The following is a 14,297-nucleotide window of genomic DNA, read 5'->3' as shown; positions in this document are numbered from 1 at the left end:
GGGTGGTGGGGCTGGGCGGATCGGGTCGAACATGTTGCCATGGCGGGGCACGTTTGTTTAAAAAGGCATTCAAGCCGTCCTGACCCTGCGGGGAGGCGCGCACGGCGGCAATGATATGGGCGGTTTTCTGCCGTAAAGCCGCTGATAGCGGCGTGGCATTGCACAAATGGCAAAGTGATTTTGTGATCCGTAAAGCGTCAGGACTGTTATTGAGCAAGTGTGTCAGCGTGTCGTGTAACGCCGTATCCAGATCCGCTAAATCAGGGACGACACGGTGGAAGATATGAAGTGAGAGAGCTTGTTCACTGGTGATGGTTTCTGACGTTAGCATATAGCGGCGAGCATGGCGTTGCCCCATGGCGCGACACACATACGGTGAAATCGTGGCGGGGACCAGGCCGATTTTTACTTCACTTAAACAACACTGGGCAGATACCGTGGCGATTGCAATATCACAGCAACAGATTAAGCCGATGGCACCGCCATAGGCATTGCCCTGTACTAAGGCAATGGTGGGCTGCGGGAATGTATCTAACGCATGCAATACATCGGCTAATTGCTGCGCATCCTGAATATTCTCCGTTTCGCTGGCGGTGATCATGGTTTGCATCCATGCGAGATCGGCCCCTGCGCTGAAGTGCGCGCCTTGTGCCCGTAAAACCAAAACACGTACGTCCGGGTTTTCTTTTAGCTGGTGCAGCATGGCCCGCAATTGCGCAAGAGTATGCTGATTGAAGGCATTGTGTTTTTCGGGGCGATTGAGTGTGACCGTGGCCACGCCTTGATCGTCGACATCACATTTAACCATCCTGTCGCTCCTACATACGGAATATGCCAAAGGTACTGTCAGCAATTGGTGCGTATTGGGTCGCATCCAGTGCCTGAATCAGTACATGTCGCGTATCACGAGGATCAATAATGCCGTCATCCCACAGCCGTGCACTGGCGTAATAGGGGGAACCCTGCGTGTCATACGTATCACGGATCGGCTGCTTAAAGGCTTCCTCGTCGGCGTCGCTCCACGCTTCGCCGTTTCTGATTTTGTTCTCTCGGGTCACTTGGGCGAGCACGCCTGCTGCTTGTTCGCCACCCATCACGGAAATACGCGCATTGGGCCACATCCACATCAAAGTGGGACTGTATGCCCGCCCACACATGCCATAGTTACCTGCGCCGTAAGAACCGCCAATGATCACGGTGAATTTAGGCACTTCTGCGCAGGCCACGGCCATCACCATTTTGGCGCCGTGTTTGGCAATGCCTTCGGCTTCGTATTTGCTGCCGACCATAAAGCCGGTGATGTTTTGAAGAAAGAGAAGCGGGATTTTTCGCTTGCAGCACAACTCAATAAAGTGCGCGCCTTTTTGGGCAGATTCTGAAAAAAGAATGCCATTGTTGCCGACAATGCCAACAGGGTGGTCACCGATGGTGGCAAATCCGCAGACCAAGGTGTTGCCGTACATGGCTTTAAACTCGTCCAACGCTGAATCATCGACAATACGGGCGATGACTTCGCGCACATTGACCGGCATGCGTAAATCGGTACCGACAATACCGAGCAGTTCATCCGCCGGATAGCGCGGTTCTGCGGGCTGCTCCCCATTGGATGCCGCGTTATGAGCGTTCATATGTGTGTATGAAGTCTGTGAAAGATGCGAAAGATGTGCAGATCCACAACTTGTTACCGCCTGACGGGCGAGTTCCAGCGCGTGATCTTCATTCTGGGCAAAGTAGTCTGCCACCCCCGAAGTTTTGCAATGCACATAAGCGCCACCGAGGGCTTCAGCCGTGACGACTTCACCGGTGGCGGCTTTTACTAACGGGGGGCCGGCGAGGAAGATTGTGCCTTGTTCTTTGATGATGATCGAGACATCAGCCATCGCGGGGACATACGCGCCACCCGCTGTGCATGACCCCATGACCACCGCTATTTGCGGGATCCCTTTAGCTGACATGCGGGCTTGATTGTAAAAAATGCGACCAAAATGATCCCTGTCGGGAAACACCTCGGCTTGGTGAGGAAGGTTTGCCCCTCCTGAGTCAACCAAATACACACAGGGCAGATGACAACGCGCTGCGATTTCCTGCGCCCGTAAGTGTTTCTTGACCGTCAGTGGGTAATAAGTGCCGCCTTTCACCGACGGATCGTTAGCGATCACCATGCAATGCATGCCTTTAATGAGTCCGATCCCCGCAATTACGCCAGCACACGGCACCGATTCATCATAGACCTGCCACGCGGCGAATTGGCCGATCTCCAGAAAAGGCGAGTTAGGATCTAACAATAGTGTAATGCGCTGGCGAACCGGGTATTTCCCTTTGAGTCGTTGCTTTTCTATGGCGGCAGCACCGCCTCCCGCCTGCAAGGTGGTGAGATGGGTTTGGAGCTGGTCGATCAACGCTGACATCTTGTGATGATTGGTTTGATAGAACGTATCGCTTGGATCGATCGTGGTGTTAATTATGGCCATATCGTGTCCCTTATCCGTTGCGGTGAATTATTGGGATTCTTTAAACAATTCTCGTCCAATCAACATCCTGCGGATCTCTGACGTCCCCGCGCCAATTTCATATAACTTGGCATCCCGTAAAAGCCGGCCAGCGGCAAAGTCATTAATATACCCATTGCCTCCAAGGAGTTGGATAGCATCTAATGCCAGTTGAGTGGCGAGCTCGGCGGCAAAGAGGATCACACCTGCGGCATCTTTTCGGGTGGCTTCGCCGCGATCACAGGCGGCGGCGACGGTGTACACATAGGCGCGGGCGGCGTTGGTGCGGGTGTACATGTCGGCCACTTTGGCCTGCACCAATTGAAACTCTCCGATGGCGCGGCCAAATTGTTTGCGATCGTGGATATAGGGCACCACGAGATCCAAACAGGCCCGCATGATCCCTAACGGACCGGCGGCTAATACCACGCGTTCGTAATCTAACCCGCTCATGAGCACTTCGACGCCGTGATTAAGCGGGCCGAGTAAATTCGCGGCGGGCACTTCACATTGGTCAAAGACCAATTCACAGGTACTGGAACCACGCATGCCGAGTTTGTCGAGTTTTTGTGCGGTACTGAATCCCGGAAATCCGCGTTCAATAATAAACGCCGAGATGCCGTGCGCCCCATCATCGGGGGCGGTTTTGGCGTACACCACCAAGGTATTGGCTTCCGGCCCGTTGGTGATCCACATTTTTGTGCCGTTAAGGCGGAAGATGTCGCCTTCTCGGGTGGCGCGTAGCTGCATGTTCACCACGTCAGAACCGGCTTGCGGTTCACTCATGGCGAGGGCGCCAATGTGTTCGCCACGGATCAAGGCGGGTAAATAGGCCTGTTTTTGGGCATCGGTACCGTGGCGGAATATTTGGTTCACACACAAATTAGAGTGCGCCCCATAGCTGAGTCCAACGGAGGCGGAGGCACGACTGATTTCTTCCATGGCGACCACATGCGCCAAATAGCCCATCCCTGCGCCGCCGTATGTGTCTGAGACGGTGACACCGAGCAAGCCCATTTCACCGAGCATTGGCCAAAGGTGGGCAGGAAACTGGTTATTGGCATCCATGTCGGCGGCCAGTGGCGCGATGGCATCGGCCGCAAAGCTGCTGACATGCTCGCGCAGTAGGTTAATGGTTTCACCTAATCCAAAGTTGAGTGGCGTGAAGGGATCGGTCATGCGCATTCTCCCTGCTTGAATCAAAATGATTTTATGGACGTTATGTTATTGGTGTTATCTATGGACATTGCCCTAACGCTTGCCGACAGCGTTGACGAGCAAGCTGCAATTCGTTCATGACAACGGTTATGTCTTCTAATTGACGTTGTAACACCGCTTGCTTGTCATCAATGATGGCCAACATTTTATTGAGTTGGGTGTCACTTTGCTGGGTATCGTAAAGCTCAAACAACTCGCGGATTTCGGCGAGTGAAAAGCCTAAGCGTTTCCCGCGCAAAATGAGTTTTAATCGCACTTTATCGCGTCGGTAATACACGCGGGTACTGCCGTTGCGATCAGGTTGAAGTAAACCGACGTCTTCATAAAACCGAATGCTGCGGGTGGTGATATCAAATTCTTTAGCGAGTTCACTGATTTTGTAGCTATCCACCGGGCAATCCCCCTGTACTCGGTTATGGTGTGCGGCAAAACGTCACGGCGTCGTGTGGCCTCGTTATGGTAGTGGTTGTAGTTGCGTGGGTTTTGTTTCTTAACGTTTACGTAAATGTTAGTGCTATGCTTACGTAAACGTCAAGCTGGTGGCTTAAACAGGATGCAGCCGCATGAAGACACGTCTCGGTGAACCTGTTATATCGGTCACGTTGCCAATGATGGCATGAGACAAGTGAAAAATGGGGGGAGGCTATGCCGCAAGAGATGGTGCCAAAAGATACGCTGCCAAAAAACACGATGACGAAAGAAGCTGTTCAACCGCCTGCTCACAATGAGGTCTGGGTGATTGCCGCGAACCGTACACCCATCGGCAGTTTTATGGGAGAACTCTCTACACTGACGGCTCCGCAACTCGGCAGTGCCGCGATTTCTGGCTGTCTACGCTATGCGGGATTACCAGCCGACCAAAATATTGATGAGCTGTTTATGGGGAATGTATTGTCTGCGGGGTGCGGGCAAGCGCCAGCAAGACAGGCCGCCTTGGGGGCCAATCTGCCGTATTCCGTGCCGTGTACCACGGTCAATAAAGTGTGTGGCTCAGGCATGAAAGCAGTCATGTTGGCTGTTGACAGTATACAGGCTGGACACGGTACTACCGTGATTGCGGGGGGGATGGAAAGCATGACGAATGCCCCGTATCTGCAAACACAAGCCCGTTCAGGGCAGCGATTGGGCAATGCAGTATTACACGATCACATGTTTATTGATGGCCTGTTAGACGCCTACGAAGGCAACTTAATGGGGCTGTATGCCCAGCAAATTGCCGATGAAAAACGTTACGATCGAGAAAGCATGGACGCCTGGGCGATAACGTCAGTAAAACGGGCACAGCATGCGCAACAGATGGGGTGGTTGAAAGATGAAATTGTCCCGATCTGTGTGACACTCCGCCATGACACCCGTACCCTGACGGCCGATGAGCATCCGCAAGAAATTGATATGGACAAAATTCCCCGATTGAAGCCAGCATTTGCCGTGAACGGCTCCGTGACGGCGGCCAATTCCAGCGCCATTTCTGATGGTGCCGCCGCGTTGTTCTTAATGGATGCGAATGTCGCCAGCGCCCAAGGGCTCAAACCACTGGCGATTATTCGTGGTCATGCGTCTCATGCCAGAGCCCCGAGTGAATTTACGGTGGCCCCTGTCTTTGCCATTGACGTGCTGTTGTCGCAGCTTGATTGGCAGAAAGATGAGGTGGATGCGTGGGAAATCAATGAAGCGTTTGCTGTCGTGACACAAATCGCGATGGATGCGTTGGGTCTTGACCCTGAGAAAGTCAATGTTTGTGGTGGGGCGTGTGCGTTGGGTCATCCTATCGGTGCGAGTGGCGCGCGGATCATCGTGACACTGATCCACCAGTTGTGTCGGTTGCAAGCGGCGAATGTGGGCGTGCCACAGTCGATGAAAGGGATTGCCGCATGCTGCATTGGCGGCGGAGAGGCAACGGCGATCGCAGTTGAAGTGCCAGCGGGCTAGCCGGATTCATCAATTACGAACCATCAAGTATTAACCACCGAGCACTTACACACTTGCCGTCATGTTGAACGCCACTAAGGGGGCCTCGATGTCCAATTCCACGGTATCTGATTCTACACAGTCTGGTGCGCTTGCTATTCCGACTGTCCCACTTTATATCAATGGCGAATGCTGTGCCTCTGCCAGCCTACAAACACTGGCCGTGACTAACCCCGCCATAGATACGCCCATTGCCCACGTGCCGTTGGCGACGGAAGCCGAAATCAATCACGCTGTTGCCGAGGCGAAAATCGCCTTTGAGGCATGGCGTGAGGTGCCCGTACCTGAACGAGCCCGATTAATGTTGGCGTATCAGCAGCTGCTTAAAACCCACCATGACGATCTTGCGACATTACTTTCCAGTGAGACGGGCAAAACCTTTGCCGATGCGAAAGGCGATGTGTGGCGTGGCATTGAAGTGGTTGAGCAAGCGGCCAATATTGCCAGCTTAATGATGGGGGAAACGGTGGAAAACGTCGCCAGCGAGATTGACACCTATTCACTGATACAGCCATTGGGCGTGTGTTGTGGGATCACCCCGTTTAATTTCCCCGCCATGATTCCGCTTTGGATGTTTCCTATGGCCGTGGCGGCGGGGAATACCTTTGTCTTGAAGCCATCAGAGCAAGTGCCGTTAACCGCCATGCGACTCGCCGCGTTGTTTACTCAAGCCGGTGCACCGAACGGGGTGTTGCAAGTGGTGCATGGTGGGCAAGCGCAAGCAGAACAGTTATTGGCGCACCCAGATATTCGCACGGTTTCATTTGTGGGTTCGGCCCCGGTGGCGAAAGCGATTTACCAGACGGGCACACAGCACGGTAAGCGAGTACAGGCCTTTGCGGGTGCTAAAAACCACATGGTGGTGATGCCCGATGCGAATTATGCGCAGGTGGTGAATCACCTAGCGGGGTCAGCTGTGGGCGCCGCCGGACAGCGCTGTATGGCTATTTCGGTCGCGGTATTGGTAGGTGAGGCGGTAACGATTTTGCCTAATTTGAAAAGGGCGATGGCTAAGCTGAAACCCGGTGTGTGGGATGATGAAACCGCAGCATTCGGTCCGCTGATCAGCGCGCAAGCCAAACAGCGCGTTACAGCCTTGGTGGAAAGTGGCATTCAAGCGGGGGCGGAGTGTGAACTGGATGGTCGCCAGTGCCAAGTCAACGGCGCGCCTGATGGACATTGGTTTGGGCCGACCTTGTTCAGTCAGGTCACGACGGATATGGCTATTTATCAGGAAGAAATTTTTGGACCGGTGCTTGTCTGTGTGGCGGTTGCTAATTTAGACGAAGCCATCACCTTAGTGAATGCCAATCCCTTTGGTAACGGGACATCTATATTCACGGCCAGCGGTGCTGCTGCCCGAAAATACCAGCATCAGGTACACGTTGGCCAAGTAGGTATCAATGTGCCGATCCCTGTGCCGCTACCTTTCTTTTCCTTCACAGGTTGGCGTGGCAGTTTTTATGGTGACTTGCATGCCTATGGCAAACAAGCGGTACGCTTTTATACCGAAACCAAAACCGTCACCGCGCGCTGGTTTGATGATGCGAGCCTTGAGGGGCCCAATACCACGATCCATTTGCGGTAGCATTGCGTTCGTCATCGTTATGACGAGCACAATGCGTCTCTTCACAGCGGTTATTTTTTCTTTGAAGGAGGACCCACGATGGAGTTTAGTTTAACGGACGATCAGCGTGCGTTTATTCAAGTCGCCCAACAGTTTTCGCAAGATAAACTGGCGCCACACGCCGCAGAGTGGGATGCCACACAAACCTTCCCAAAGGCTGTATTGCGAGACGCCGGTGAGATGGGCTTTTTGAGTTTGTATGTACCGCCATCGGTGGGGGGATTGGGGCTGTCACGGTTAGATGCATCATTGGTGTTCGAGCAATTGGCGATGGGCTGTACCTCTACCACTGCATTCATGACCATTCACAACATGGTGAGTTGGATGATCGCCAGCTTTGCTACCGAAAGCGCAAAAACGGCTTATTGTCCCCGGTTACTCACGGGTGAATGGTTGGCTTCCTATTGTTTGACCGAACCCAATGCGGGCTCGGATGCGGCGGCGTTAACCACGTCGGCAAAGCGCGATGGCGATAGCTACCGTATAAACGGTGCGAAAGCGTTTATCTCAGGGGCGGGGGCAACCGATGTGTTGTTGGTGATGGCCCGTTGTGAACAGGGGATCACTGCGTTCATTGTGCCCGCTGATGCCAAAGGGGTCAGTTATGGACGCAAAGAGCCGAAGATGGGTTGGAACAGTCAGCCAACCCGAACGATCACGTTTGATGATGTAGTCATACCCGCTGATCACCGGTTAGGTGACGAAGGTGAGGGGTTTCATTTCGCCATGAAAGGATTAGATGGTGGGCGGATCAATATTGCCACGTGCTCGATCGGGACGGCGCAGCAGGCGTTGAACCAAGCGACGCAGTATGTGACCGAGCGTCAGCAATTTGGTCAGCCCCTCGCACAGTTTCAGTCGGTGCAATTTGCCTTGGCAGACATGACGACCGAGTTGGTTGCGGCCCGTCAGCTGGTTCGGTACGCCGCGTACCAACTTGATCAAGGACATCCCGATGCCACCGCGCATTGTGCGATGGCCAAGCGCTTTGCCACAGATGTGGGTTTTAAGGTGTGTGATAACGCCCTGCAACTGCATGGCGGTTATGGCTACATCAAAGAATACCCGTTAGAGCGGTATTTCAGAGACGTACGGGTACACCAAATTCTGGAAGGGACCAATGAGATCATGCGCCTGATTATTGCGCGGCGCGTGTTAGCGGAAGGCTGTGCTTTACTTTAGTTGCGAACCAATAAATACGATCAGACAAGCGAGTGAGGAATGCTTATGGACGATAACACGCCAGTGCAGCTACGCATTGAAGGACACATTGCCATACTGACCATGAATAACCCGCCAGCCAATACGTGGACGTTAGCGAGTTTACGTCAATTGCGCGATACCGTTGAATCCTTGAATCAAAACAAGCAGGTGTATGCCCTAATCCTAACCGGAGGCGGTGATAAATTTTTCTCTGCGGGGGCAGACCTAAAACTGTTTGCCAGTGGTGACAAGGCGATGGCAGTGGACATGGCCAATGCCTTTGGTGAGGCGTTTGAAGCGTTAACACACTTTCGTGGTGTCTCGATTGCCGCCATCAATGGTTACGCTATGGGCGGCGGGCTAGAAGTCGCCTTAGCTTGTGATATCCGCATTGCTGAAGCCCATGCGGTGCTGGCCTTGCCGGAGCCTAAGGTAGGGTTATTACCTTGTGCTGGCGGTACCCAAAACTTGACGTGGCTGGTGGGTGAAGGCTGGGCCAAACGAATGATTCTGTGCGGCGAGCAAGTGACAGCGTCACAAGCATTGTCGATTAAGTTGGTGGAAGAAGTGGTCGCATCAACAGAAAGCCGTGCCGTGGCCATGGCCATGGCTAGCGCGGTTGCCCAGCAATCCCCGTCATCGGTCGCCGCGTGTAAACAGTTGATTCAACATGGTCGTGCTGCGCCGATTGACTTCGGTTTACGGCGTGAGCGGGAATATTTTGTGAAGCTATTTGATACCGATGATCAAACCGAAGGGGTGAATGCCTTTCTCGAAAAACGGCCGCCGAATTGGAAAAATCAATAAGCATCAAGCACGTGAACAGTGATCGCCCAATACAAACACTCAGAACATGAGTATGTAAGGCACGAGCGTGAAGGGTAAGGGGGAATGACATGGCAGGAAAGGTTAACGTACATGTATTACCGGGCGCAGAGGGGGGCAAGGTGGCTGTCGCAGAATTGGATAACCCAGCGTCACTCAATGCACTGACCGGAGATATGCTGGCTCAACTCCATGAGGCCTTGTTGCATTGGCAGCATGATGACGATATCGCGTGTGTCTTTATTCATGGGGTTGGCGATAAAGCATTCTGTGCGGGGGGCGATGTGCGCGCCATGTATCACGCAATGCATCAGGCGAGGCTGGATGTGGCGAGTGACGTGTCCACAACGGGCACGGTGACCGATGAAGCCACATCCCACCATGAAGCCGCGCTAAAAGCGATGCAGTTTTTAACGGACTATTTTACGGTGGAGTATAAAACCGATTATTTGATCCACACCTATCCCAAGCCTGTGATCGTGTGGGGCGGCGGCATTGTGATGGGTGGGGGGATCGGTTTATACATTGGTGCCAGTCATCGCGTGATCACATCAGACAGTCGCTTAGCCATGCCAGAGATCAGTATTGGTTTGTATCCCGATGTGGGCGGCACCTGGTTTTTGAATCAATTACCGGCGGGGGTCGGTTTGTTCCTTGGTTTAACCGGCGCTCCCGTCAATGCGACCGATGCACTGGCATTATCTTTAACCGATCATGTGTTGTTACCTTCGCAACGTGATGCCGTGCTGCAAGCCCTTCAACAGGCGGCATGGCACGATGCGCCACCGAGCATTGTGGTCAACCGGATATTGGATTCACTGGGTCAACAAGCACTCTCTCACCACCCGGAACCGCAATTATTGCCGTATTTACCGGCCATTCAAGCCGCTTGTCAGTATGGCGATCTCGCGACAATCTGCCAGAAGATCGATCTCCTCTCTGGTGATGTGCCGGCAGCGTCACAAGCATGGTTAGCGAAGGCACAGCACACCTTGCGAGAAGGCAGCCCGATTACCGCGCATATTTGTTATCGCCAAGTCACCCAATACGCTCATGAATCCCTCGCTGATTGCTTTCGTATGGAGTTAACCCTGTCAGTGCGATGCGGTGAGCTGGGGGAATTTTATGAAGGCGTAAAGGCGCGGTTGATTGAAAAAACAGGGCAACCGCAATGGCGTTATGCCACAGTCAGTCAGGTCGATGATACGGTGATTGATCAACTGTTTACCCCGCTGTGGGCGGACAATGAACACCCGTTGCAAGCGCTGTAGTGAGAGGGCGTGACAGGCGAAAACAGGAGAATAACGATGAAAATAGCGTTTATTGGACTCGGTAACATGGGTAACCCGATGGCAAAAAATCTGCTGGCTGCGGGTCATCAGGTGACGGTGTTTGATCGTGATACGGCGGCAGCAAGTGCCTTGGCTTCAGCGGGCGCCACGGTGGCGTCAAGCATGGTATCTGCTGTACAAGGCGTCGAATGGGTGATCACCATGTTACCGGCGGGTGAGCATGTGCGTGCTGTGTATCTAGGGGATCACGACGGCGGTGTGGGGTTGCTGAAAATGGTCGATGCACAAACGCGTTTCATTGATTCCTCCACCATTGATCCGGCGTCTGCCCGTTTGGTCGCAAATGAAGCGGAAAAACAGGGTTTTGCCTTTGTCGATGCGCCGGTCTCTGGTGGTGTTGCCGGTGCACAAGCAGGGACATTGACCTTCATTGTAGGCGGCTGTGATGAAGCCTTTCAACAAGCCCAAAATGTGTTGCAGGCCATGGGGAAAAACATTTTCCATGCTGGCCAAGCCGGTGACGGGCAAATGGCGAAAATCTGCAATAACTTGCTATTGGGGATCATCATGTCGGGGACGTGTGAGGCATTGAGTTTGGGTATAGATAATGGCTTAGACCCGAAGGTGCTATCTGACATTATGCTGCAGAGCTCGGGCAGAAATTGGGCGCTAGAGCTGTATAACCCATGCCCCGGTGTGATGGCGAATGTACCCGCCTCCAACCAGTATCAACCGGGCTTCATGACGGCGTTGATGCTGAAAGATCTCGGACTGGGTCTTGAAGCCGCAACAGGCAGTCAATCGCCCATACCTATGGGAACACTCGCCCGTAATTTGTACGCCTTCCATCAAGCTAATGGCTATGCCGAGAAGGATTTTTCCAGTTTGTTTGCGTTTTACCGCAAACGTACAGACCCGTAATGCGTAGCAATGCTTGATCTACACAGTAACTCGACTTTTTAGCAAGGAGCGAAGCATGGATATAAAACAGTGTACCATCGCCATTACCGGTGCGGGACAAGGGTTAGGGCAGATGATGGCCATTACCTTGGCGCAAGCCGGAGCCGATCTCGCGTTGATTGATGTCAATGAACAAGGTTTACTCGATACCCAAAAACAGTGTCAGATGCTCAGTGCAAAAACATTAACGTATTGTGTCGATGTGACCAACGAGCAAGAGGTGGAGCATGCGTTTGCTGCCATTCAGGCCGATTTCGGTCAGTTGAATGGATTAATCAATAATGCAGGAGTGTTGCGTGATGGATTATTGGTGAAAGCCGCCACAAAGGACAAGCATGATCCGAACCGCTTGCAGAAAATGTCGCTGGAACAATTCAATACCGTGATGGCGGTGAATGTCACGGGAACGTTCTTGTGCGGACGAGAAGCGGCGGCTGCCATGATGACATTAGGTTGCCAAGGCGTGATCATCAATATTTCGAGCGTGGCACGTGCGGGGAATATCGGTCAAACCAACTATGCTGCGTCGAAAGCGGCGGTTGCGACCATGGCGGTAGGTTGGGCAAAAGAACTCGCGCGCTATGGGATCCGTGCAGCGGCTATTGCCCCAGGTGTTGTACACACTGAAATGGCCAATCAACTCAAACCGGAAGCCATTGCGCGTTTGAAAAGCATGATCCCACTCGGACGGATCGGTGACGCCAGTGAGATCGCCCATGCGGTAAAATACATTATCGAAAATGAGTATTTTACCGGCAGGGTGCTTGAGGTCGATGGAGGGATGCGCATGTGATCCCCGTGATGATTAGCCGAAAAACAACACAAAAAGGGCTAAACCGCCACCGATGACAAACATCAGCATGGCCATGATAGACGCGAATTTGTTCAAGTAAGGAAAAAGCTTATCCATGGTGACCTCGGTTGAATGTGATACCTGACGATGGCGGGAAAGATGCCACAGTTGAATCAAAATTGCGATGATAAATCACGGTTCGGAAACGAATGTTAACATGTTTTCGAATCGACGATTAAGGCAGTAACCCCATTGCCTGTACCTTCAAAAAGGTCGCTAAGGTCTTCGCATCTTTGATCTCATTGTTGGCAACTTTTGCGAGAAAATCACTGATGGGTAACGTGACCACATCAATGATTTCATCCTCATCCAATTCGCCGGTGCACGGTGACAAGTCGTGTGCGAGATAAACATGTTGGACTTCATCGCAGAACCCGGGAACCGGAAACAATTCCCCTAGGTGTTGCCACTGTGTGGCCTGCATTTGCACTTCTTCTGCCAGTTCACGTTGTGCACAGGCGAGAATGTTTTCTTTGCCTTCTAGCGTACCCGCGGGAAATTCTAAGATCCAATCGTCAATCGCGGGGCGGTACTGATGCACCATCACAAATTCACCGGCGGCAGTGATTGGCACAATAATGACCGCGCCAGGGTGCTTCACCGTGGTAAAGGTCACCTGACGGCCATCGGGGAGCGTATGCTCTGATTCTTCAACGGAAAAACACTTCCATTGGCAAAGAGTTCGGGTTGTCATCCATCTTCATCCATTTTTGGTGAGTCGGTTTACCGTATCGCGTTGATTAGCCAATAGCAATCTGATCTCGTCCCCAGTTTTTCGCGCGATCAAGGGCGCTGTCTGCTTTGATGTAATCGAGACTGAAATCCTGAAATTCCACCGCCGTTAATCCCATGCTCACGGTCATGCTAATGTGCGCGCCAGATTCCAACTCAAGTTGGCATTGGGCGATCTGCTGTTTGAGCGTTATCGCTAAGGTTTCGGCTTGTTTCAATGAGGTTTCTGGCAGTAAAAGGCAAAACTCTTCACCACCAATACGCGCAATATGATCGCCATGGCGGGTTTTCTCTTTCAGGCACGCAGAAAGCATCATCAACATTTGGTCACCGACGGCCAATCCGTAGCGATCATTGATGTCTTTCAGGCCGTCAATATCAATCAGTACCAAGGTGAGATCTTTGAGATACCGATTGGCACGGTAGGCTTCTTGATAATAAGCCGCTTCAAGGCCTTTGCGGTTATGTAAATCGGTTAAAAAATCGGAGGAAGCAATTTTTTGTACTCGACGAATAGCTTCATTCCGATGTTGCGCCAGTAAATAGGCCATCACCAATACCATGGTGTAGGCACTGAAATTTTGTAGGGCGTCATTTATTTGCAGTTGTCGCTGACTGATCTCATCGGCGCTCATTACAATATAGACTAAGCCGAATATCAGGCTGTACCACCATGCATATTGATGTTTTAACGCGAAGAAGCACAGCAGTGGGATGGTCAATGCCAAGGTGTTGCTGACAAAACTGGTGGCGTCACTGTAAAAACCAAACATACAGTTGCCGGACGTGAACAGGATAAAGCACCAGATCAGCACATAAGGATTCAATTGATGTTTATTGAAGAGCGCAAGCAAGTAAGACAATACGCCGCCACTGATGGCTAATGACGTGAAAACCCAATTTGACCCTGACACAAAATGAGAGAACGCAATGATCACGCTGATCATGCCTGTTAACGGAAAAAGGACGGTCAGTTGGCGCTGAAGAGTGGTGCGGCTAAGTTCAATGTACGCGCTATTGTCTGATTGTAGCTGGTGGCTCTTGAATACCATATTCACGGTGGTGGGTCATCCCTAAGTAAAGCAAATCCAACCAATGCGAAACACGGTGCATTGGCTGGGCRAGCTTAA

14 protein-coding genes are annotated in these 14,297 nt (G+C 52.3%); 7 read left to right on the top strand and 7 right to left on the bottom strand.

The window, feature by feature from the left end:
* The 4 genes from L4C36_RS11755 to L4C36_RS11740 form a co-directional block, all read right to left on the bottom strand.
* Nucleotides 1-808: enoyl-CoA hydratase-related protein (locus tag L4C36_RS11755; RefSeq protein ID WP_428477988.1), on the bottom strand; the 808-nt coding region annotated here is incomplete at its 3' end.
* 10 nt (nt 809-818) lie between these two features.
* A complete protein-coding gene (locus L4C36_RS11750; protein ID WP_428477987.1) occupies nt 819-2,471 on the bottom strand; it encodes a carboxyl transferase domain-containing protein in 1,653 nt (550 codons plus the stop codon).
* Nucleotides 2,472-2,498: 27 nt separating this feature from the next.
* On the bottom strand, nt 2,499-3,668 hold the full coding sequence (locus L4C36_RS11745) for an isovaleryl-CoA dehydrogenase (protein WP_428477986.1): 1,170 nt from the start codon (nt 3,666-3,668) through the stop codon (nt 2,499-2,501).
* A gap of 58 nt (nt 3,669-3,726) precedes the next feature.
* Nucleotides 3,727-4,098 (bottom strand): MerR family transcriptional regulator, encoded by a 372-nt coding sequence (locus L4C36_RS11740; RefSeq protein ID WP_428477985.1) that lies wholly within the window; start codon nt 4,096-4,098, stop codon nt 3,727-3,729.
* 299 nt (nt 4,099-4,397) lie between these two features.
* Between L4C36_RS11740 and L4C36_RS11735 the strand changes: the two genes are divergently transcribed.
* The 7 genes from L4C36_RS11735 (at nt 4,398) to L4C36_RS11705 (ending at nt 12,375) form a co-directional block, all read left to right on the top strand.
* Nucleotides 4,398-5,636, top strand: coding sequence for a thiolase family protein (locus L4C36_RS11735; protein ID WP_428477996.1), 1,239 nt, complete (start codon nt 4,398-4,400; stop codon nt 5,634-5,636).
* Between the two features lie 88 nt (nt 5,637-5,724).
* Entirely contained in the window at nt 5,725-7,263 is a 1,539-nt protein-coding gene (locus L4C36_RS11730) for a CoA-acylating methylmalonate-semialdehyde dehydrogenase (protein WP_428477984.1), read from the top strand.
* Nucleotides 7,264-7,341: 78 nt separating this feature from the next.
* Nucleotides 7,342-8,484: an acyl-CoA dehydrogenase family protein gene (locus tag L4C36_RS11725; protein ID WP_428477983.1), complete on the top strand. Its 1,143-nt coding sequence runs from the start codon at nt 7,342-7,344 to the stop codon at nt 8,482-8,484.
* Between the two features lie 45 nt (nt 8,485-8,529).
* Nucleotides 8,530-9,312 (top strand): enoyl-CoA hydratase, encoded by a 783-nt coding sequence (locus tag L4C36_RS11720; RefSeq protein ID WP_428477982.1) that lies wholly within the window; start codon nt 8,530-8,532, stop codon nt 9,310-9,312.
* Nucleotides 9,313-9,401: 89 nt separating this feature from the next.
* A complete protein-coding gene (locus L4C36_RS11715) occupies nt 9,402-10,601 on the top strand; it encodes an enoyl-CoA hydratase/isomerase family protein (RefSeq protein ID WP_428477981.1) in 1,200 nt (399 codons plus the stop codon).
* 36 nt (nt 10,602-10,637) lie between these two features.
* Nucleotides 10,638-11,543: a 3-hydroxyisobutyrate dehydrogenase gene (gene mmsB, locus L4C36_RS11710; protein ID WP_428477980.1), complete on the top strand. Its 906-nt coding sequence runs from the start codon at nt 10,638-10,640 to the stop codon at nt 11,541-11,543.
* Between the two features lie 55 nt (nt 11,544-11,598).
* The gene (locus L4C36_RS11705; protein ID WP_428477979.1) at nt 11,599-12,375 is read left to right on the top strand and encodes an SDR family oxidoreductase; all 777 of its coding nucleotides are present in this window, start codon (nt 11,599-11,601) and stop codon (nt 12,373-12,375) included.
* 12 nt (nt 12,376-12,387) lie between these two features.
* Here L4C36_RS11705 and L4C36_RS11700 read toward each other — a convergent pair whose 3' ends face one another.
* The 3 genes from L4C36_RS11700 to L4C36_RS11690 form a co-directional block, all read right to left on the bottom strand.
* Entirely contained in the window at nt 12,388-12,492 is a 105-nt protein-coding gene (locus L4C36_RS11700; protein WP_428477978.1) for a 3-ketoacyl-ACP reductase, read from the bottom strand.
* Between the two features lie 118 nt (nt 12,493-12,610).
* Nucleotides 12,611-13,129, bottom strand: coding sequence for an NUDIX hydrolase (locus tag L4C36_RS11695; RefSeq protein ID WP_428477977.1), 519 nt, complete (start codon nt 13,127-13,129; stop codon nt 12,611-12,613).
* Between the two features lie 46 nt (nt 13,130-13,175).
* Nucleotides 13,176-14,219, bottom strand: coding sequence for a GGDEF domain-containing protein (locus tag L4C36_RS11690; RefSeq protein WP_428477995.1), 1,044 nt, complete (start codon nt 14,217-14,219; stop codon nt 13,176-13,178).
* Between the last annotated feature and the right edge of the window lie 78 nt (nt 14,220-14,297).

This window comes from Photobacterium japonica (assembly GCF_050337005.1).
Taxonomy (GTDB): Bacteria; Pseudomonadota; Gammaproteobacteria; order Enterobacterales; family Vibrionaceae; genus Photobacterium; species Photobacterium japonica.
This window is presented reverse-complemented; position numbering and strand designations above follow the sequence as displayed.

Excerpts from the sequence above, each read along its gene's own strand:
- L4C36_RS11750 (WP_428477987.1), bottom strand. The coding sequence starts at position 2,471 with ATGGCCATAATTAACACCACGATCGATCCAAGCGATACGTTCTATCAA.
- L4C36_RS11745 (WP_428477986.1), bottom strand. The coding sequence starts at position 3,668 with ATGACCGATCCCTTCACGCCACTCAACTTTGGATTAGGTGAAACCATT.
- L4C36_RS11735 (WP_428477996.1), top strand. The coding sequence starts at position 4,398 with ATGACGAAAGAAGCTGTTCAACCGCCTGCTCACAATGAGGTCTGGGTG.
- L4C36_RS11730 (WP_428477984.1), top strand. The coding sequence starts at position 5,725 with ATGTCCAATTCCACGGTATCTGATTCTACACAGTCTGGTGCGCTTGCT.
- L4C36_RS11725 (WP_428477983.1), top strand. The coding sequence starts at position 7,342 with ATGGAGTTTAGTTTAACGGACGATCAGCGTGCGTTTATTCAAGTCGCC.
- L4C36_RS11720 (WP_428477982.1), top strand. The coding sequence starts at position 8,530 with ATGGACGATAACACGCCAGTGCAGCTACGCATTGAAGGACACATTGCC.
- L4C36_RS11715 (WP_428477981.1), top strand. The coding sequence starts at position 9,402 with ATGGCAGGAAAGGTTAACGTACATGTATTACCGGGCGCAGAGGGGGGC.
- mmsB (WP_428477980.1), top strand. The coding sequence starts at position 10,638 with ATGAAAATAGCGTTTATTGGACTCGGTAACATGGGTAACCCGATGGCA.
- L4C36_RS11705 (WP_428477979.1), top strand. The coding sequence starts at position 11,599 with ATGGATATAAAACAGTGTACCATCGCCATTACCGGTGCGGGACAAGGG.
- L4C36_RS11700 (WP_428477978.1), bottom strand. The coding sequence starts at position 12,492 with ATGGATAAGCTTTTTCCTTACTTGAACAAATTCGCGTCTATCATGGCC.
- L4C36_RS11695 (WP_428477977.1), bottom strand. The coding sequence starts at position 13,129 with ATGACAACCCGAACTCTTTGCCAATGGAAGTGTTTTTCCGTTGAAGAA.
- L4C36_RS11690 (WP_428477995.1), bottom strand. The coding sequence starts at position 14,219 with ATGGTATTCAAGAGCCACCAGCTACAATCAGACAATAGCGCGTACATT.